This is a genomic window from Bacillus badius NBRC 15713, assembly GCF_001591605.1.
Classification (GTDB): Bacteria; Bacillota; Bacilli; order Bacillales; family Domibacillaceae; genus Pseudobacillus; species Pseudobacillus badius.
The window spans coordinates 36,207-56,063 of sequence record NZ_BCVF01000013.1; the positions used below are offsets into that span (position 1 = coordinate 36,207).

Below are 19,857 nucleotides of genomic sequence, written 5' to 3' on the forward strand. Positions count from 1 at the left end.
CAAGCTGTTAGATTTTCAACGTTCCTAAAATAATTAATAAGATGCCAGGAAAAAAGGAAATGCGCTGCACCCATTGAACGCCAGCAAACTTTCGGCCGCAGGCCAACCCTCCTGTGACGAATAACAGATTCATTACTGCTACAGCGGTGGCAAGCCCAATTGCCGGATAGCCCAGCATAGCCGCTCCCAAACCTGCTCCAAAGGCATCGAGCGAAAGCGCAAAGCCCAAAAGCAGCGCTTCTAATCCATTAATGGTTCCCGATTGATCTAAATCAGCGGCTGTTGGCCGTTTAAAAATATGAATGACGACACCGAGCCGCTTTAACTCTAAATGGATGAGAGGCTTTTCCTCCGATTGCTCATGCTTATGCCCTTCTCGAAAAAATTGCCAAAGCACCCAAGCACCCAGCGCGATTAAAATCGTGCCGCCGAGCCGGTTAGCCGCCTGTTCACTGAACCATCGGCTCAGCCAGTGGCCCGCTCCCATGGCAATAAGAAGCGCAGTTGCCGAGCAAAGCGATAAAATAAGAGAAGACTTCATCGGCAGGTTCAGCTTTTTTAATCCGTAAGCAAGGCCCGCGCTGAAACTGTCTAAACTAACCGCCGCTGCCAGCATAAATAACGAAAGATACCCATCCATTACGCAGCTCCTCCCCTATCAAAACGTTACTGTAGTATATGGAAGGATGGATGGGAAGGTTCGGTTTTATCCGTGCGGCAACGGCTGGCAATTCGGGCAGATATGCGTGCCTCTGCCGGCCGTTCTTATTTTAACAATCAATTCACCGCAGCGTTTGCACGGTTCTCCTTTGCGGCTATAAACAAAGTGAGTTTCTTGAAAGGTTCCGGCTTGTCCTTGACTGTTTACATAGGAGCGCACTGTACTGCCGCCTTTATCAACAGCTTCCCGCAGCGTTGAAATAATTTCCTGGTGCAAAGCGGCTACCTCTTCTTCGTTAAGAGAATGGGCTTTTCGCTCAGGATGAATCTGTGCCCGAAAAAGCGCTTCATCGACATAAATATTGCCAAGCCCGACAAATACCTTCTGATCGAGCAGCACGGCTTTAATATTTCGTTCTGTTTTCTTTAACTTGCTTTTCACATAATCAAGCGAAAAGTCCTCCGAAAATGGTTCAGGACCAAGCTGTGATAATGGCAGAGAATCATATTCTTGCCCTTGCTGGAACAAATGCATCGTCCCGAATTTGCGGACATCCCGGTAATGCAGAGCCGAACCATCCGTAAATGTAAATAAGACATGTGTATGAGGCTCTTCTTTCTCCCCCGGTTCATGAAGGCGGTATTTGCCCTCCATCCGCAAATGGGAAACAAGTGAATAATGATCAAGAATAAAAATCAGAAACTTGCCTCTGCGCAATACGTCATGAATCGTCTCACCGGCTAAAGCATCCGCAAATTGTTCAGCCTGCTCCGGTTTTTTGATTATATTTGGCCACCGGATTTCGACCTCCCGGATGGTTTTGCCGATCACAAGCTGCTTTAATGTGCGCCGGACTGTTTCTACTTCTGGCATTTCAGGCAAATAGCTCTCTCCTCTCTCTATCCTTTATTATTATTTAGCATCGTACCAGGTCGGACCGTACGAATAATCAACTTTCAATGGCACTTTCAATTGAATGGCCTGTTCCATCACTTCCGGAACAAGCTGCTTCATCGTGTCAATTTCTTCTTTTGGCACTTCAAAAATCAATTCATCGTGCACTTGCAGCAGCAGCTTAGATTGGAGCTGCTCCTTCTCCAGCCTCTCCGCTACATCAATCATCGCCTTTTTAATAATGTCTGCGGCACTTCCCTGAATTGGCGTATTCATGGCCGTCCGTTCCCCGAAACCCCGCAAATTAAAGTTGCGGCTTGTAATTTCTGGAATGTAGCGGCGGCGCTGCAGAAGTGTCGTCACAAACCCTTTTTCTTTTGCTTCACGGATAATAGAATCCATGTATTCTTTGACACCCGGATAGGTGTGCAGATAGCGGTCAATAAAGGTAGCGGCCTCTTTTCTCGTAATCCCTAGACTTTGAGACAATCCATAATCACTGATGCCATAGACAATGCCAAAGTTGACGGCTTTGGCCTGTCGCCGCATATGACTGTCGACTTCATCCTGTGACACATGGAAGACATCTGCGGCTGTTGCCGTGTGAATATCGAGATCGTGCAAGAAAGCGTCGATTAATTTTTCGTCATCGGCAATATGAGCAAGCACCCGCAATTCAATTTGCGAATAGTCTGCAGCAAAGATCACCGAGTCTTGTGCTGACGGAATAAACGCCTGACGGATCTTTCTCCCTTCTTCCAGCCGGATAGGGATATTTTGCAAATTCGGCTCAGTCGAGCTTAATCGGCCGGTTTGCGTCAGCGCCTGATTAAAGCGAGTATGAATCTTATGAGTATCAGCATCCACTACCTTGAGAAGGCCCTCTATATAGGTAGACTGCAGCTTGCCCAACTGGCGATAATGAAGAATGTGCTCAACAATTTCATGTGACGGCGCAAGCTTCTCAAGCACATCCGCAGAGGTGGAGTAGCCTGTCTTGGTTTTCTTAATGGGAGGCAGACCCAATTTATCGAATAAAATCGTTCCGAGCTGTTTCGGCGAATTGATATTAAACTCTGTACCGGCAAGTGCATAAATGGTCTGTTCAATAGCCGTCAGCTTGCCCTTCAACTCTTCTCCCATCTCCTTCAAGCGGCCGACATCCACCTGGACCCCTTCTGATTCCATATCTGCCAGAATGAAGGCAAGCGGGAGTTCCAATTCGTAAAATAAATCAAGCTGATGATTGGCTTCCAGTTCCTCTAAACAAACAGCCTTTAACAGGTCAATCGCTGCTGCTTTTGAAGCAATGTGCTCGGCATACTCCGGCTCTTCCGGCAGTTTGCGCTTAGCGCCTTTCCCGTAAACCGCTTCGTCTGATTGAACAGAAGAAACTCCATGGAGCTTTGCCACGGCAGCGAAATCCTCTGGTGATTCAGACGGATTGAGCAAATAAGAAGCAAGCCAGACATCAAAGTCAATTCCCTTCAACTCGATCCCATGCCGTCTTAAACCGATCATTGTACGCTTCGCATCATACACTGATTTTTTCTTTGATTCATCTTCTGCCCACTTTTTAAAAGCAGGTGACGCCAAGGCTGCTTCAGCCGGCACAAAGTACGTTCCTTTTTGCCCGCTGATTCCAAAGCCGGCTACTTCGGCATGATGATAGTTTTCAGTAATCATTTCTAAATAGAGAGATGCTTCTTCGCCAAGCATATCGGCGGTCACCTCTGATGCTTGGGTGTAATTCACCTGCTGATGAGGAGCTGGTTCTTGTGCCGGGCGATCAAGCTTTTCAAGCAGCGAGTTAAAGCCAAGCTCCTTAAACAGCTCATACACTCTTTCATCATCCGGCTCATTGTATTCTAGACTGGTTAGTGAAAAGTCAAGAGGCACTTCACGCAAAATAGTAGCAAGCTCCTTGCTCATCACAGCAAGCTGTTCATGCTCACGGAGCTTTTCCTGCAGTTTCTTGCCGCTGACTTCATCGATGGAGGAAAGCAGCTTTTCCACAGATCCAAATTGCTTTAACAGTTTGATGGCCGTTTTTTCACCGACTCCGGGAATTCCCGGAATATTGTCGGAAGAATCGCCCATCAGCCCTTTCATGTCAATAATTTGCTCAGGCGTGAGACCATACTTTTCTTCCACGTGCGCTGGTGTATATTCTTCAATATCGGTAATGCCCTTTCTGGTGATACACACCGTTGTAGCCTCAGAAGCAAGCTGGGTTAAATCTTTATCTCCGGAATAGATCTTTATGTCAAAGTCTTCCTGTTCAGCTTTCAGAGATAGCGTGCCGATAATATCATCAGCTTCATAATTTTCCAGTTCATAGTGGGCAATGCCGTATGCTTTCAACAATTCCCGAATGTAAGGAAACTGCTCAGACAGCTCAGGCGGCGTTTTTTGACGGCCGCCTTTATAATCGCTGTATGTCTCATGCCTGAAAGTTGTTTTTCCGGCATCGAAAGCCACGAGAAGATGGGTCGGCTGTTCTTCCTTCAGCACCTTTAAGAGCATCATGGCAAAGCCGTAGACGGCGTTCGTATGTACACCTTTATTATTATTGAGCAGCGGCAGCGCAAAAAACGCCCGATAAGCAATGCTGTTTCCGTCAATTAATACGATTTTTTTCTTCAAAGCGGTCACCTTCCTTTTGCTTTTTTAAAGAGACAGTAAACGTAGTCCCTTCATTTGCTTTACTTTTCACAAAAATCTCTCCGTCATGCGCTTCAATAATATGCTTGACGATCGCTAGGCCCAGGCCGGTTCCTCCCGAATTGCGGCTTCTCGCTTTATCTACCCGGTAAAAGCGTTCAAAAATCCGCGGCAGCTCATCCGGGCTTATGCCAATGCCGTTGTCCTCTACCTCCACAATGACCCGCTCTCCTGTTTCGAACGCCCGGACTTCTATCCGGCCGCCTTCCTGTGTATATAAAATGGCATTCGTCAGCAAGTTGAAGAATACTTGCTTTAGCCTGCTGGCATCTCCTGTAATTTTTAAATTTTTCTCCAGTTGAAGCGAAAGCTCAAGCTGCTTGTCTTCAAAGCGATTTTGCAAGGAAGGGATCACTTCTTGAATCACTTCATCTACAGCTAAGGAAGTGATAGTGAGAGAGATTCCTTTTTGTTCGATTTTAGACAGCTCCAGCAAATCCATCACAAGCGACTCCATCCGTTCACTCTCTTTTAAAATAATATTTAAAAACATCGTCAGCGCTTCTTTATCTTCAAGTGCTCCATCTAACAATGTTTCCGTAAAACCTTTAATAGAAGTGATCGGCGTTTTCAGCTCATGGGACACATTTGCGACGAAATCTTTGCGCATTTGTTCAAGTTTTTTCAAATTGGTAATATCATGAAAAACAATCAATATGCCTTTCCATTCGGCATTTGTACCAATGATTGGCGCCCCGGATATTTCAAAATGCTTTCTCTCGATGCCGAGCGGCAACAGCAGCTGCTTACGGACATTTTGCTCGGTCATGAATACTTCCTCAATGATGTCGAGTACTTCCGGATGAGGAATGGCTTCATGATAGCGCTTTTTGATCAACCGTTTATTTTCTAAGCGGAAATAACTTTTAAATGACCGGTTTACCATAATGATAAAGCCGCGGTCATCTATTAACAGCAAGCCGCTTTCTATGTTCTCGATTAATGTGGACAGCCGGTTTTGATGGACCTCCTGTGCCTGCATCATTTCCTGCAGGTTGCGAGCAAGGATATTGATCGAAGTGTTGAGCATTCCAACTTCATCTGGCGGGATTTCATGCGTCCGCGCCCGGTAATTGCCTTTCGCCAGTTCAATCGCCACTTTGGTAGCTGACTCAATCGGCTTCGTATACCGATTTGTAATTTTTGTCCCAAATAAGGACAGCAAGACGAGCGAGGCGCCAAGAGAAAATAATAAAATGATCCAAATCTGCCGATAGATTTGATCAAGATCTTTCACTTTTGTATTTAGCACGACCATTCCATCCGCTTGCCCTGACTGGTTGGTCAGCATTCGCCAATGATAATGTTCTCCAAATTTACTGGCGAGAGATTCCTGGTAAGCAGTCGATGGATCGGTATCGGCAAGTCGCTTGACAATCTTTTGATGGTCAGAAGCGGGTGTGCCGTGATTCGTCGCCCCGCTGTCAAAGATTAAGCGGCCGGAAGCATCAGCAAGAGAAATGCGCACCTTTAATTCGTCGCTCCAGCTTTTGATGATCTCTGTATCAAAGGAGCGGACACCGCCCTCCCGCCGGATTTCTCCTGCCAGTATTTCTGTCTCTTTTTCCAGGCGTTCATTAAATGTAGATAAATAATAGCCCTTGAACATTTGTCCGAGCATAATTCCCAGCGCTGCAAGGACGAGAATAATGAGAGAGAGCAGAGCCAAGACGAGCCGGGTGCGAAACTTAATCATGTAGCTTTAGGCTCCTCTAGTTTATAGCCTAATCCGCGGATCGTTTTTATGTACTCTGGTTTCCTTGTGTTATGTTCAATTTTTTCACGCAAATGGCTAATATGTACGTCAACAATTCGTGTGTCTCCGGCAAAGTCGTATTTCCATACAGCGCTTAGCAGCTGATCCCGCGTTAATACACGCCCCTTGTTTTCCATTAAATAGAGAAGCAATTCGAATTCCTTCGGCGTCAACTCGAGAAGGCTGCCCCGAAAATAAGCTTCATATTTTTCAGGATAAATTTCAATATCTGCCACAGTAAGCCCTTGCTCTTGTCCGCTATCCTCTTCCAGCTTTGGCATATGAGTCAAACGGCGCAAAATCGCCTTCACCCTTGCCAGCAGCTCTCTTGGGCTGAATGGCTTGGTCATATAATCGTCCGCCCCTAGCTCCAGGCCAAGCACTTTGTCAAATTCTTCATCCTTTGCTGTAAGCATTAAAATAGGGGTGGGTATTTTGCGCTGGCGCAGTTCCTTGCATACCTCCATGCCATCCATCCGCGGAAGCATCCAATCTAAAATGAGCAAGTCCGGAAATTCCTCCAGGGTTTTTTTCAGCGCTTCTTCTCCGTCAGCTGCCGTAATGACTTCATAGCCAGCCTGTTCTAAATTATATTTAATCAGTGTTGCAATTGATGGTTCATCATCTACGACTAAGACTTTTTTATTCATTTTGCCCTCCCAGGAAAGTAATGACCGTTCTTCCCTCATTATACCTTAACCTTCTCCTGTTGAAAAAGGAAGAAACGAGCTTAGACGGCGGATTTCCCCTCCTGCCGCAAATCAAAAAAACCGCCAGTTCAACTGGCGGTTTTTGGCATACCTATTCATTAAGAGAGAACACTCATTACGCTTCGTACGGAATCAACCGACTTTTGCAAAGCGGCTTTCTCATCTTCCGTTAATTCCAGCTCGATGACTTTTTCGATGCCGCCTTTACCAAGAATCGTTGGTACGCCCAGGTAAAGTCCTTCATGGCCATATTCGCCTTCAAGATAAGCGATAGCAGGCAGAATGCGACGCTGATCTTTCAAGATCGCTTCTGCCATCTCTACAAGAGAAGCGGCAGGCGCATAATATGCAGACCCATTGCCGAGAAGGGAAACAATCTCGCCGCCGCCTTTGCGCGTCCGTTCAACAATAGCATCAAGACGGTCTTGCGGGATGAGTGTTTCCAGCGGGATGCCGCCTGCATAAGAATAGCGCACAAGCGGAACCATATCGTCGCCATGACCGCCAAGAACGAAGCCTGTAATATCTTTCACAGACAGGTTCAATTCTTGCGCCACAAATGTGCGGAATCGTGCAGTATCAAGCACACCTGATTGGCCAATTACACGGTTTTTCGGGAAACCCGATTCTTTAAACACAGTATATGTCATCGCATCCGCAGGATTTGTTAACACGATGATGTGACAATTTGGAGAGCTCTTTACGATTTCAGCAGTCACAGCCTTCATTACCTTTTGGTTGGTTTGCACTAAATCGTCACGGCTCATTCCTGGTTTGCGCGCTACACCGGCTGTAATGATGACAAGGTCAGAGTCCTTTGTATCTTCGTAGCTCGATGTACCAATAATATTTGTATCAAACCCTTGTACAGGGCTTGCTTCAAGCATATCAAGCGCTTTTCCCTTCGTTGGCCCTTCCGCTTGCGGAATATCGACTAGAACTACATCTCCCAACTCTTTTTGTGCAAGCAAGAATGCTGTAGTGGCTCCTGTGAAACCGGCTCCGATGACAGAAATCTTTTTACGTTTTAAAGACATGAGAAAGTTCCCCCCTTAAAGTTAGGTAGAGTATACACTTCATGTAGCATCGCCCTTTTTTTCAAGGACGATAAAGCTGCCTATTAAAGGTTTTTAATTAATTCATCAGCAAACTCAGAAGTTTTCACTTCAGTTGCACCTTCCATTAAACGGGCAAAGTCGTAAGTAACAACTTTAGATGCAATTGTTTTTTCTACAGATGCAGTAATCATGTTGGCTGCTTCATTCCATCCTAAGTGCTCAAGCAGCAATACGCCTGAAAGCAGAACAGAAGATGGATTTACCTTGTCAAGACCGGCATATTTCGGAGCTGTGCCATGTGTGGCTTCAAAAATAGCATGTCCTGTTTCATAGTTGATGTTAGCTCCCGGAGCAATTCCGATTCCGCCAACCTGTGCAGCAAGTGCGTCAGAAATATAGTCTCCGTTCAAGTTCATTGTTGCTACGACATCAAACTCTTTCGGACGAGTCAAAATTTGCTGAAGGAAAATATCTGCAATCGCATCTTTAATGATGATTTTGCCGGCTGCTTCTGCATCAGCTTGTGCTTTATTAGCTGCTTCTGTGCCTTGCTCTTCTTTTATTTTGTCATATTGAGCCCAAGTAAATACTTTATCGCCGAATTCTTTTTCAGCTAGCTCGTAGCCCCAGTTTTTAAACGCGCCTTCTGTGAACTTCATAATGTTACCTTTATGTACTAAAGTAACAGATTTGCGTCCTTCTTTAATCGCATAGTTGATAGCTGAACGAACTAAGCGAGTTGTTCCTTCTTTAGAAATTGGCTTAATGCCGATACCTGAAGTTTCAGGGAAGCGGATTTTATTAACGCCCATTTCATTTTTCAGGAATTCGATGACTTTCTTCACTTCATCGGAGCCCTCTTTGTATTCGATGCCTGCATAAATGTCCTCTGTATTCTCACGGAAGATCACCATGTCTGTGTCTTCAGGACGTTTGATTGGAGAAGGTACTCCGTCAAAATAACGCACAGGGCGCAAGCAAACGAATAAATCCAATTCCTGGCGAAGCGCCACATTCAATGAACGGAAACCGCCGCCAATTGGTGTTGTTAATGGACCTTTAATCGCGATTAAATACTCGCGAATAAGCTCTAATGTTTCTTCAGGAAGCCATTCGCCTGTTTTGTTGAATGCCTTTTCTCCTGCGTATACTTCTTTCCACTCAATTTTCTTTTCGCCATTGTATGCTTTCTCAACAGCTGCATCAAGCACGCGGGAAGCTGCTGCCCAAATGTCCGGGCCAATTCCATCTCCCTCGATAAACGGGATGACTGGATGGTTTGGTACATTTAATACTCCGTTTGATACAGTAATTTTTTCGCCTTGTGTCATGAAAAATACCTCCAATTCCATAATCAAAGGTTAGAGGCCTGCGCCGTCTAACCTTTGTTACTCAATTTATATTACACCAATTTTTTTGGCTTTTGTAAATATTAGAATTACTTGCGCTCGCCAATCGGCACGTACTCCTGCATGCCAGGTCCTGTGTACTCAGCACGCGGACGGATCAGGCGGTTGTTCGCATACTGCTCTAGAATATGCGCGAGCCAGCCGGATACACGGCTTACCGCAAAGATAGGCGTGAACAAATCATGTTCAATGCCCAAGCTGTGGTAAACAGAAGCTGAATAGAAGTCAACGTTTGGCGGAAGCTTTTTCTGGCTTGTCACCAGTTCTTCAATTTGCGTGGACATCTCGTACCATTGCTTCTCTCCAGTTAGTTCTGTCAGCTTTCTTGACATTTCCTTTAAATGCTTGGCCCGCGGATCGCCTTGACGATATACACGGTGGCCAAACCCCATGATTTTCTCTTTATTGTTTAACTTATTTAAGATATAAGGCTCTACGTTATCAACAGAACCGATATCTGTGAGCATTTTCATTACTTGCTCATTCGCTCCGCCATGAAGCGGGCCTTTTAATGCAGAAATAGCTGCTGTTACGCCGGAATATACATCAGATAAAGTGGCTACGCAGACGCGAGCGGTAAATGTGGAAGCATTCAATTCATGATCCGCATGAAGAACAAGCGCTTTGTCGAACGCTTCAATTTCTACAGCCTCTGGTTCTTTTCCGGAAAGCATGTATAAGAAATTTTCTGCTAAACCGAAATCCTTGCGCGGTGCAATCGGATCTTCTCCTTTGCGGATACGGGCAAAAGCGGTAACAAGCGCAGGAATCTTCGCTTGCAGACGGATAGCCTTGCGGTAATTAGCCTCCTCGTTCATTACATCGGCTTCTTCATCATATAAACCAATTAATGAAACAGCTGTTCGGAGGGCGGCCATTGGATGGACTTTATCAATTGGATACATTTTAAAGTGGTTAATTACTTCTTGAGGAAGATCATAGCTGTCTGATAATTGCTGTTTTAACTCGTCCAGCTCTGCTTGTGTAGGAAGCTTGCGATGCCACAGCAGATAAATTACCTCTTCAAAGCTGGCATTTTCAGCTAAATCATCAATGTTATAGCCTGCATATGTAAGGGTATCATCAATAATTGAGCTTACTGAAGATGTTGTTGCTACTACTCCTTCTAATCCACGAGCGGTCGTCATAATCATTCTCTCCTTCGACTGTTAATTTCCCCCATTGCTTTTTTTTGAAACCACTTTATCAACTGAGTGATTGCTCGGTAAGGTTCCATGTAAAACACGAACATTATAAAAAGATTGCGCTTTCACCTGCTATTATAAACAATAAATTGGTGTTTGTGAATGAAAAGTGTCTAAAAATCTACAAATTCGTCATGGTTTCTCAACAAAACATGGGAAAAAAACATGTTATACTAATAAATTATTTTTCTTACTTTAATTATTATACATCGGAATGGATGGAATTTCTATTGAAACCACTCGATAACTTTCATCGCTGTATACGCAATGCCCGCGCCGATCAGCGGACCGACCGCTACACCATTGAAAAGGGCGACTGCTGCAATGGTTCCGAAAACAAGCGCTGTCGTAATATGAGGATCTTCTGAAAGCAAAACGACACCGTTTTTGCCGAGGAGGGCAACAAGCACTCCCGCGATAAGAGCAATCCACGCATACGGCGATTTCAACGATTCCCCCAGTTCTTTAAAACCGATTTCTCCTGTTGCGATTGGAACGAGCACAGCAATGGTAATAATCGCTACCCCCCAATTAATTCCCTTTGCCTGTACAGCAGCAAACACCTTATCATCAAGCCCGACGGCTTTCAGCACAAGCAGGAAGATAACGGCAATAAGCAAAGACTGATTTTTCGCAATCACACCAATCGCAAGAAGCATGATTAAAAATAAATAAGGCTGCATCTCTTTCTCCTTTCTTTTCATGCAATTTTTGTCGTTATAAAACGAGCTATTTTTCTTTCTATGCCCGTCCCAGCTTGATACAATGTCAACAAAGGAGGTGGGCTCGTGCATCCATCCAGCTGGCAAAGACTGATACGGCTATTCATTGTGGTGGTTTCCGCTGTCTTACTTATCCTCTCCTTATATTATATCGCGAAAATAACCTACCCATTTATCATCGGGTTTGCTGTTGCCTTTCTGATTAAGCCGTTCATCCGCTTTCTAGAAGTAAAGCTCAGGCTGCCCCGGGCCGCAGCTGCAGGTACAGCGATTCTTCTTATCCTGGCTGTTTTCGCGGGGGGGATGACGCTTCTTATCGCTGAAATTGTATCGGGAGCGAATTACTTTGCTTCAGTCGTCCCCCGTCATATCTATGTGGTAGTCGAGCAAATAGAGACTATATTTGCCTCACAGGTCATCCCTCTGTATGAACGGGCTGCTGGCATATTTCATTCACTGGATACAGGTCAGCAGGAAACCATTGCCTCAAATATAAGGGAGGCTGGCGAACAGGTCGCTTCGACGGCAGGAGCCTTTATACAAGACTTCTTTTTAAAGCTTCCTAAGCTGATTTCTTGGATTCCCAGCTTTGCGACCGCATTAATTTTCTCATTTCTTGCTGCTTTTTTCATCAGTAAAGATTGGGAAAGCCTTCAGCAGCGGACCGTTCATTATTTGCCTCTGAAGGCAAGGACAAGCTTAAGCAAAGTGTTTTTTGCTTTAAGAAAGGCTTTATTTGGCTTTTTGCGTGCACAATTCACGCTGATTTCCATCACCACATTTATTGTGCTTGCCGGATTGCTTATTTTGCGGGTTAATTATGCCATTACACTTGCCCTTGTCGCCGGACTGGTTGACTTGCTGCCGTATCTAGGCACCGGGACGCTATTTGTTCCATGGATCATCTATGAATTTATTGCCGGTGAGACTGGACTCGCCATTGGCCTGACCGTACTGTATGTCATTATCATTGTCCAGCGGCAGATCATGGAGCCGAAAGTATTGTCTTCAAGCATCGGACTTGATCCTTTGGCTACACTGATTGCTTTATTCGTCGGCTTTAAGCTCGCTGGTTTTTTCGGTTTGATTCTCGGTCCTATCGCCCTGGTTATTATTAATGCGCTGCACAACGCCGGCGTATTTATCGATCTGCGCGATTATATTATGGGCAAAGAGGTTCCTCCGGCAGCAAAATAAAAAACGTCAGCGGCCCGCTGACGTTTTTAAGTTATGCAACATGCTTTCTCAATCTTCAGCTGCTGGTTGACACCTAAACAAGTGAACACCAGCAAAATAAGCAGGCCGGAATTTAGTTTATTTCATAATGATAATATTATTATTTTGGAACGAACGGCGAAACAGACCAAGCAAAAGCGGCTGCAGCCATCGTCTTGTATAAGGAAGCAGGAGCAAAAAGCCTGAAATATCCGTAACAAATCCCGGGGTTAATAACAACAAACCGCCAACTAAAACACAGACACCATCCATGACTGCCTCTCCAATAAAACGGCCGTTCTGAAGGTCTTCCCGAAGCTTCACTACTACATTCATCCCTTGTTTTTTGGCAAAATAGGCGCCTAAAAAACCGGTTGCTAAGATAAGTAAAAACGTCGGCAAAATCCCGATCGCCTTTCCGGAAAGCATCAACAGGCTAATTTCAAGTGCAGGGACAATAATAAAAATAAACAATAGATATCGCAACGGATTTTCTCCTTTTTAAACAATTTATGTTCCTTTTCATTGTATCATTCCCCTGAGGGTGCCGGCAAAATATAAGGCTGTCTTCCTTTTCTCGCCTAGCATCGCCCCCGATTCTGCACTAAAAAGGCTCAACAGCTGGTCATTTCTGTGCTGTTGAGCCTTTTCGCTAATGGTTAAAGGACGTTAGCATGTCCGTTATAAATAATTCCTCTGGCGGCATCTACGGTAATTTCCTGTCCGTCTTTTAAAGCAGCCGTTGCTTCTTCGACTCCCACGAGAACTGGTATGCCAAGGTTGATGCCAATCACTGCGGCATGGCTTGTCAAGCCGCCCTCTTCCGTAATTAAAGCGGCGCACTTTTCAATAGCCGGGACCATATCCCTATCGCTGCCGATGGTTACGAGAATATCCCCTTCTTCGACTTTCTCAAGGGCCTCTGCGGCATCTTTGGCAACGACAACCTTCCCGTAAGCTGACTTGCGTCCAATTCCCTGGCCTTTCATCAAAATATCTCCGATGACATGGATTTTCATTAAGTTGGTCGTGCCGGACTCGCCTACTGGAACGCCGGCAGTGATCACGATGAGATCTCCGTGTTTGACAAGACCTGTACTTAAGCTTTTTTGCACAGCGAGTTCAAGCATTTCATCTGTTGTTTTCACTTTCGGACCAATATTTGGGAATACTCCCCAAACAAGCGCCAGGCTTCGCGATACGCGCTCACTGGATGTAACAGCGACAATTGGCGCCTTTGAGCGGTAGCGGGAAATCATACGTGCGGTATGTCCGCTCTCTGTTGGCGTCACGATGGCCTTTACATCTAAATTATTCGCTGTGTGGGCAACTGACTGCCCAATGGCATCGGTCATCGTATGACCGCTCGCTTTGCTGCGCGCTGATAGAATTTCTGAGTAATTTAATGCGGTTTCCGTACGGTCAGCGATGCTGTGCATCGTCTGTACAGCTTCAAGAGGATACATGCCTGCCGCTGTTTCCCCTGAAAGCATAATCGCATCTGTTCCATCAAAAATCGCATTGGCCACATCACTTGCCTCCGCACGTGTCGGACGCGGATTGCGCTGCATGGAATCAAGCATTTGTGTAGCTGTGATTACCGGCTTGCCAAGAGCATTGCAGCGCTGGATCAATCGTTTCTGCACGAGCGGCACCTCTTCTGCAGGGATTTCTACACCCAAGTCGCCCCGCGCGACCATTAAACCGTCAGATACCTCAAGGATGCTGTCAATATTATCGACTCCTTCTTGATTCTCGATCTTCGGGATAATTTGAATATGGTTAGCGCCGTGACGCTCAAGCAATTCATGAATTTCCAAAACGTCAGATGCCCGGCGGACAAAGGAAGCAGCGATAAAGTCAACATCTTGTTCAATGCCAAATTTAATATCTTCTGCATCCTTTTCAGTGATCCCCGGCAGGTTAATCGAGACTCCAGGAACATTTACACCTTTTTTGTTTTTTAGCGTGCCGCTGTTCAATACCTTAGTTGCAATTTCTCCCTTTTGCTTATCAACCTTTATCACCTGTAGGGCAATTAAACCATCATCAAGCAAAATTTTTCCGTCCGGCTCAATATCATTAATTAACCCTTCATATGTAACGGAGAATTTTTCAGGGGTGCCAAGAACTTCGTGCATAGAGACGATGACCTCGCTGCCTGCAGCCAATTCAATTGCATCGTTCTCCATGTTATGTGTGCGGATTTCAGGACCTTTCGTATCTAATAAAATCCCCACCGTCTTTCCGGCTTTCTTTGCTGCTTCACGAATGTTTTTAATACGCTGGGCATGCTCTTCGTGATTGCCGTGCGAAAAGTTCAAGCGGGCAATATTCATTCCTGCTTCCATCAGTTTTTCAAGCATGGATGGACTTTCGCTTGCCGGGCCAATGGTACATACAATTTTTGTCTTTCTCATCTTCTGAGAGCCTCCTCATAAAAATCGATTAAATAGATAACTCTTTCGCCAACCGGGAAATATTCAAATCCAGCTTGTGCGGAATCGCCAGCGCTTCAATAATGTCATAGTCAACCAGCTCGTTCCGCTCAATGCCAACAGCGCGGCCGCCTTTTCCTTTCAATAAGAGTTCAACCGCTTTAGCACCAAGACGGCTCGCAAGCATTCTATCGGCTGCCGTAGGAGATCCTCCCCGCTGCATATGGCCCAAAACTGACACTCTCGTATCAATCCCGGTCATTTGCTTTACTTTTTCCGCAAATTCATTGCCGCTCATTACTCCTTCAGCAACGATGATAATGCTATGTTTCTTTCCGCGCTCCAGTCCTTTAAGAAGCCGATCCTTAATTGACTCCATGTCAAGCGGATCTTCAGGAATTAAAATGGTTTCCGCTCCTCCCGCAAGGCCAGCCCATAACGCCAAGTCACCCGCATCTCTTCCCATTACCTCTATAATAAACGTGCGCTCATGAGAACTGGCTGTGTCACGGATTTTATCAATGGCGTCAATAATTGTATTTAAAGCTGTGTCAAAGCCGATCGTGAACTCTGTCCCTGGAATGTCATTATCAATTGTTCCAGGAACACCTACGCATGGATAGCCAAGTTCGGTAAGCGCCTTTGCTCCGCGGTAGGAGCCGTCTCCACCGATCACCACAAGCCCCTCAATACCATGTGCCTTCAACTGCTTTAAGCCTTTTTCCTGCCCTTCTGGTGTTTGAAATTCAGGGCATCTTGCTGAACGGAGAATCGTTCCTCCCCGATGAATGATGTCACCAACAGAGCCTACTTCCATTTTGTGAATATTGCCCGAAATTAATCCTTGATATCCTTGATAAACGCCATACACCTCCAAGTCGTGGTAAATGGCTTTGCGGACAACAGCCCGGACAGCTGCATTCATTCCTGGTGCATCACCGCCGCTTGTCAATACTCCGATGCGTTTCACATGGACCCCTCCATCTCTCGACAGTATATGTACTCTTATAAAATAACAGAAAGGTCTGACCTTCACAACGTTTATGAAGTTACTGAGCAGATTAAGGAGAACGAAAGATTGCAGGTAATTTTCAACTACTCTCTAGGTGTATCTGCTTTTCAGCAGTCAACGAAAACACCCTTCTTCATTTCGGCCAGTTTATAACTGTTCCAAAAGCTGTTTGATTTAAAAAAGAACGTGCCTCCGCCTTTCGCTGCACGTTCTTTTTCCCGATTTCTATTTGCCTGAAACAATTAGAGAGTATACTCTCCGATTTGCTTATACTTCATATAACGTTCGCCCAGTAATTCCGGAACAGATAATTGAAGCAGTTCTTCAAGCGCCGGCTTCAACGTTTGATCAATTAATGCCGCCTGTTGAGCAACATTCCGGTGTGCGCCTCCGCTAACTTCCGGAATAATGGCATCAATGACTCCCAATTCCTTTAAATCGCCTGCTGTAATTTTCATCGTTTCCGCTGCCCGTTTCGCTTGGGCCGCATCTTTCCAAAGCAGAGCAGCAGCCCCCTCAGGAGAAATAACCGAGTACGTAGAGTTTTCGAGCATAAATAATTTATCGCCAATCCCCAAGGCAAGCGCTCCGCCGCTTCCGCCTTCACCGATAACGATACAAATCACCGGAACCTCCATGCCAGCCATTTCAAACAGGTTCTTGGCAATGGCTTCGCTTTGTCCGCGCTCCTCTGCAGCTTTCCCTGGATAGGCGCCTTTCGTATCAATTAAGCAAATAATCGGACGCTTAAACTTTACTGCCTGATTCATTAACCGCAGCGCTTTCCGATACCCTTCAGGATGAGGCATGCCAAATGTGCGCTTAATATTCTCCTTCGTATCGCGTCCGCGCTGATGACCAATGACAGTGACGGGCATGCCGTGGTATTTCGCTACTCCGCCGACAATCGCTCCATCATCGCCAAACAATCTGTCGCCGTGAAGCTCCATAAAATCCGTAAACAGGTAGCCAATATAATCAAGCGTTGTTGGCCGTTCCGGATGACGGGCCATTTGTACGCGGTCCCATGGCGTCATGCTTTCGTAAATATCTTTTTCAAGCTTTTTCAAGCGCTGCTCAAGCTTCTCAATTTCTTCTGTTAAATCCACATCTGAAGTCGATGTAAATTCCTTTAGTTCAGCAATCTTTCCTTTTAGCTCCAACACTGGTTTCTCAAATTCTAAACCAATCATGCCAGTTCACCCCCCTGTTGATGAATATCAAGTAAAAAGGCGATTTTCTCCTTCATCTCATGACGGTGAATGACCGCATCAAGCTGACCATGCTTTAATAGAAATTCGGCTGTCTGGAAATCTTCCGGCAGCTTTTCATGAATGGTCTGTTCAATAATCCGTCTGCCAGCAAATCCAATAAGCGCTCCCGGTTCTGCGAAGTTATAGTCTCCAAGAGAGGCAAAACTTGCAGATACGCCGCCCGTTGTAGGATGTGTCATGACTGAAATAATCAATCCGCCATTTTCACTGAAACGCTTTAAAGCTACACTTGTTTTTGCCATTTGCATTAATGAGAGCACGCCTTCTTGCATACGGGCGCCTCCTGAAGCAGTGAAAATAATGAATGGCACGCCTCTTCTGCCTGCTTCTTCAATCGCTCTTGTAATTTTCTCACCCACTACTGATCCCATGCTTCCCATGCGGAAGTTAGCATCCATAATGGCCACAACTGTCTCGAAACCTTCCACACGGCCAACGCCGGTTAACACAGCTTCATTCATTTTTGTCTTTTGCTTATCCACATCTACTTTTTCTAAGTAGCCCGGGAAATTCAGCGGATTAGTTGAAGTAAGCCCGGCGTCAAACTCTTGGAATGTCCCTTCATCAATAAAAGAATCACGGCGTTCAACAGCTGTCATCCCATGATGATGGCCGCATTGCATACACACATTTAAATTCTTCTTTAGCTCTTTTGTATACATGATCTTCTTGCACTTCGGGCATTTCTGCATAATGCCTTCAGGGACATCCTGCTTGCTTGCTTCTGTAGGTATCGTCGCATACTTTTTCTTTTTTGGTTTTTGTTTGTTAAATAGATCTTTAATCAAGTTGCATCCTCTCCCTATAAAAAGCTTAAACCTAGTTATGTGACTTGTTGAGACGGACAGCAAAAAAAACAGAACAGCTTAAAGCTGTTTGTAAGCGTCAAAAATATCTTTTATATTTCTTGCCTTTACTCTATCAATTAAGTGGATAAATGCGTCTTTATTTGTTAACAGCCGATCCTCTTTATGAATCGCAGCGGCATAATCAGATACGATCAGCCAAATCTTTTTTAAAAGAGAGTTCCCGCTTGCATCCATCAAAAAAGTAAAGAAGTCACGTTCTGTAAAGCCCTCTTCTCTCATGCTCTCAGACAGATTGGACATTCGTTCCTCGAGGTCTGAAAGCATGGCGAGAGAAGACAAACACCCCATCTCTAAAATCTCTTTCGTCAACCGGACATCCTGCTTCGTCTGCTCCCGTTGTAAAATAAATGTGCTAAGCAGCTGCACAAGCTGATGATCATTGAAATCACGGAGAAAGGTGCCCTCCCCGCGCCTCGTTTCAATCAAACCGAGCAATTCCAAGGCCCTCAACGCCTCCCGCACAGAAGAGCGAGCGGCAGACAGCCGCTCGGACAATTCACGTTCGGATGGCATCTTATCTCCGGGCACCAGTCCATCCGCTGCGATCATCTCACGAATCTTGTCAACGACCTCTGCAAACTTTGATTGCGGCCGCTCATTCTCCACGGCTTTATTCACCTTTTCCGATAAGAGACAACTGCATTGTGCGTTCACGGATTTCTTCAGGGTCGGCCTTTAAGCGGGCAACGCCTGTTTCCATCGCCGCTTTTGCCACCGCTGCTGCTACAGCAGGGGCCACACGCGGATCAAACGGTCCTGGAATCACATAATCAGCATTTAACTCGTGCTCCTCAATCAAGCCGGCGATTGCTTCTACAGCCGCCTGCTTCATTTGTTCATTGATATGTGTGGCCCGAACATCCAGCGCTCCACGGAAAATCCCTGGGAAAGCCAGAACGTTATTTACTTGGTTCGGAAAATCGGAACGCCCCGTTCCAATTACACGCGCCCCTGCCATTTTTGCTTCTTCAGGCATCACTTCCGGAACCGGATTGGCCATCGCAAAAATAACAGGCTCCGGGTTCATCATTTGAATCATTTCTTTTGTAAGAGCCCCTGCAACAGATACACCGATAAATACATCTGCCCCTTTAATAACATCCTCTAACGAACCTTCCTGGCGATGAACATTAGTAAACTTGGCTACTTCTTCTTTCACCGGGTTCATCCCTTCCTGACGGCCTTCGTAAATAGCTCCGCGGGAATCGCACATAATGATGTCGCGGACCCCATAGCTTGCCAGCAGCTTAATGATAGCAATGCCGGCTGCACCAGCCCCATTGGCTACCACTTTAATATCCTTGAACTTTCTGCCTGTTAATTTCAAAGCGTTCAGCAAGCCGGCAACTGTAACAATCGCTGTTCCGTGCTGATCATCATGGAAAATCGGGATATTTGTTTCTTTTTTCAGCCGTTCCTCAATTTCAAAACAGTGAGGAGCAGCGATATCCTCTAAGTTGACACCGCCGAATGTCGGCTCCATCAGCTTAACGGTTTCAACAATTTTGTCTGCGTCTTCTGTATCCAGGCAAATCGGAAACGCATCTACGCCGGCAAAGCTTTTAAACAACACTGCTTTCCCTTCCATAACCGGCATAGCTGCTTCTGCACCGATATTTCCAAGCCCAAGAACGGCTGTGCCATTAGAAACGACTGCCACCGTATTTCCTTTAATCGTATAATCAAATACAGTTTCAGGTTTTTCATAGATTTCCTTACACGGTTCAGCCACTCCCGGGGAATAAGCAAGGCTCAAATCTCTTGCATTTTTCACTTTTGTTTTAACCCCAGTGGACAACTTTCCTTTATTGGTTTTATGCATATGTAATGCTTCTTCTCTAAGTGACATTATTTTTTTCGCTCCCTATTTCAGCAATTCCAACTTCCTCTAGTGGTCAGACCACATTTTC

Annotated in this window: 17 protein-coding genes; 1 reads left to right on the forward strand and 16 read right to left on the reverse strand. The window is 45.5% G+C overall.

Features of this window, described 5'->3' with window-relative positions; translation table 11 throughout:
• Positions 1-7: 7 nt before the first annotated feature.
• The 9 genes from ytaF to BBA02S_RS08695 all read right to left on the reverse strand — a co-directional run bounded on the left by ytaF (position 8) and on the right by BBA02S_RS08695 (position 11,100).
• Positions 8-640, reverse strand: a complete 633-nt coding sequence (gene ytaF, locus BBA02S_RS08655; protein ID WP_041097731.1) for a sporulation membrane protein YtaF — start codon at positions 638-640, stop codon at positions 8-10.
• 66 nt (positions 641-706) lie between these two features.
• Positions 707-1,543, reverse strand: coding sequence for a DNA-formamidopyrimidine glycosylase (gene mutM, locus BBA02S_RS08660; protein ID WP_041097733.1), 837 nt, complete (start codon positions 1,541-1,543; stop codon positions 707-709).
• 30 nt (positions 1,544-1,573) lie between these two features.
• Positions 1,574-4,201: a DNA polymerase I gene (gene polA / locus BBA02S_RS08665; RefSeq protein ID WP_041097735.1), complete on the reverse strand. Its 2,628-nt coding sequence runs from the start codon at positions 4,199-4,201 to the stop codon at positions 1,574-1,576.
• A complete protein-coding gene (gene pnpS, locus BBA02S_RS08670) occupies positions 4,176-5,975 on the reverse strand; it encodes a two-component system histidine kinase PnpS (protein WP_041114002.1) in 1,800 nt (599 codons plus the stop codon). Before pnpS ends, polA begins: the two co-directional genes overlap by 26 nt.
• Positions 5,972-6,685 carry a response regulator transcription factor gene (locus tag BBA02S_RS08675; protein WP_041098272.1) on the reverse strand — a complete coding sequence of 238 codons (714 nt, stop codon included), beginning with the start codon at positions 6,683-6,685 and terminating at the stop codon, positions 5,972-5,974. Before BBA02S_RS08675 ends, pnpS begins: the two co-directional genes overlap by 4 nt.
• A gap of 158 nt (positions 6,686-6,843) precedes the next feature.
• The gene (gene mdh, locus BBA02S_RS08680; RefSeq protein WP_041114003.1) at positions 6,844-7,782 is read right to left on the reverse strand and encodes a malate dehydrogenase; all 939 of its coding nucleotides are present in this window, start codon (positions 7,780-7,782) and stop codon (positions 6,844-6,846) included.
• Between the two features lie 83 nt (positions 7,783-7,865).
• Positions 7,866-9,155: an NADP-dependent isocitrate dehydrogenase gene (icd, locus tag BBA02S_RS08685; RefSeq protein ID WP_255211750.1), complete on the reverse strand. Its 1,290-nt coding sequence runs from the start codon at positions 9,153-9,155 to the stop codon at positions 7,866-7,868.
• 86 nt (positions 9,156-9,241) lie between these two features.
• Positions 9,242-10,360 (reverse strand): citrate synthase, encoded by a 1,119-nt coding sequence (gene citZ, locus BBA02S_RS08690; protein WP_041097742.1) that lies wholly within the window; start codon positions 10,358-10,360, stop codon positions 9,242-9,244.
• A 284-nt stretch (positions 10,361-10,644) separates the two neighbouring features.
• Positions 10,645-11,100, reverse strand: coding sequence for a DUF441 domain-containing protein (locus tag BBA02S_RS08695; RefSeq protein ID WP_087903769.1), 456 nt, complete (start codon positions 11,098-11,100; stop codon positions 10,645-10,647).
• Between the two features lie 105 nt (positions 11,101-11,205).
• Between BBA02S_RS08695 and ytvI the strand changes: the two genes are divergently transcribed.
• Positions 11,206-12,336 (forward strand): sporulation integral membrane protein YtvI, encoded by a 1,131-nt coding sequence (ytvI, locus tag BBA02S_RS08700; protein WP_041097744.1) that lies wholly within the window; start codon positions 11,206-11,208, stop codon positions 12,334-12,336.
• A 117-nt stretch (positions 12,337-12,453) separates the two neighbouring features.
• Here the strand turns inward: ytvI and BBA02S_RS08705 are convergent, their stop codons facing one another.
• From BBA02S_RS08705 to ystJ, 7 genes are all read right to left on the reverse strand, one after another.
• Positions 12,454-12,840: an FxsA family protein gene (locus BBA02S_RS08705; protein ID WP_041114004.1), complete on the reverse strand. Its 387-nt coding sequence runs from the start codon at positions 12,838-12,840 to the stop codon at positions 12,454-12,456.
• A 173-nt stretch (positions 12,841-13,013) separates the two neighbouring features.
• Complete coding sequence (gene pyk / locus BBA02S_RS08710; RefSeq protein WP_041097749.1) at positions 13,014-14,774, reverse strand: pyruvate kinase; 1,761 nt, start codon at positions 14,772-14,774, stop codon at positions 13,014-13,016.
• A gap of 28 nt (positions 14,775-14,802) precedes the next feature.
• Positions 14,803-15,762, reverse strand: coding sequence for a 6-phosphofructokinase (gene pfkA, locus BBA02S_RS08715; RefSeq protein ID WP_041097751.1), 960 nt, complete (start codon positions 15,760-15,762; stop codon positions 14,803-14,805).
• 284 nt (positions 15,763-16,046) lie between these two features.
• Positions 16,047-16,997 (reverse strand): acetyl-CoA carboxylase carboxyl transferase subunit alpha, encoded by a 951-nt coding sequence (gene accA, locus BBA02S_RS08720; RefSeq protein ID WP_041114005.1) that lies wholly within the window; start codon positions 16,995-16,997, stop codon positions 16,047-16,049.
• Positions 16,994-17,866, reverse strand: a complete 873-nt coding sequence (gene accD, locus BBA02S_RS08725; protein WP_041097755.1) for an acetyl-CoA carboxylase, carboxyltransferase subunit beta — start codon at positions 17,864-17,866, stop codon at positions 16,994-16,996. The genes accA and accD overlap by 4 nt, the downstream gene beginning before the upstream one ends.
• Before the next feature lie 78 nt (positions 17,867-17,944).
• Positions 17,945-18,553, reverse strand: a complete 609-nt coding sequence (locus BBA02S_RS08730) for a FadR/GntR family transcriptional regulator (RefSeq protein WP_223661929.1) — start codon at positions 18,551-18,553, stop codon at positions 17,945-17,947.
• A 4-nt stretch (positions 18,554-18,557) separates the two neighbouring features.
• Positions 18,558-19,796 carry an NADP-dependent malic enzyme gene (gene ystJ / locus BBA02S_RS08735; protein WP_041097757.1) on the reverse strand — a complete coding sequence of 413 codons (1,239 nt, stop codon included), beginning with the start codon at positions 19,794-19,796 and terminating at the stop codon, positions 18,558-18,560.
• Positions 19,797-19,857: the final 61 nt, after the last annotated feature.

Bases quoted from the DNA above. Each gene is read 5' to 3' on its own strand.
- ytaF (WP_041097731.1), bottom strand. From the start codon at position 640: ATGGATGGGTATCTTTCGTTATTTATGCTGGCAGCGGCGGTTAGTTTA.
- pnpS (WP_041114002.1), bottom strand. From the start codon at position 5,975: ATGATTAAGTTTCGCACCCGGCTCGTCTTGGCTCTGCTCTCTCTCATT.
- BBA02S_RS08675 (WP_041098272.1), bottom strand. From the start codon at position 6,685: ATGAATAAAAAAGTCTTAGTCGTAGATGATGAACCATCAATTGCAACA.
- mdh (WP_041114003.1), bottom strand. From the start codon at position 7,782: ATGTCTTTAAAACGTAAAAAGATTTCTGTCATCGGAGCCGGTTTCACA.
- icd (WP_255211750.1), bottom strand. From the start codon at position 9,155: ATGGAATTGGAGGTATTTTTCATGACACAAGGCGAAAAAATTACTGTA.
- citZ (WP_041097742.1), bottom strand. From the start codon at position 10,360: ATGACGACCGCTCGTGGATTAGAAGGAGTAGTAGCAACAACATCTTCA.
- BBA02S_RS08695 (WP_087903769.1), bottom strand. From the start codon at position 11,100: ATGCAGCCTTATTTATTTTTAATCATGCTTCTTGCGATTGGTGTGATT.
- pyk (WP_041097749.1), bottom strand. From the start codon at position 14,774: ATGAGAAAGACAAAAATTGTATGTACCATTGGCCCGGCAAGCGAAAGT.
- accA (WP_041114005.1), bottom strand. From the start codon at position 16,997: ATGATTGGTTTAGAATTTGAGAAACCAGTGTTGGAGCTAAAAGGAAAG.
- ystJ (WP_041097757.1), bottom strand. From the start codon at position 19,796: ATGTCACTTAGAGAAGAAGCATTACATATGCATAAAACCAATAAAGGA.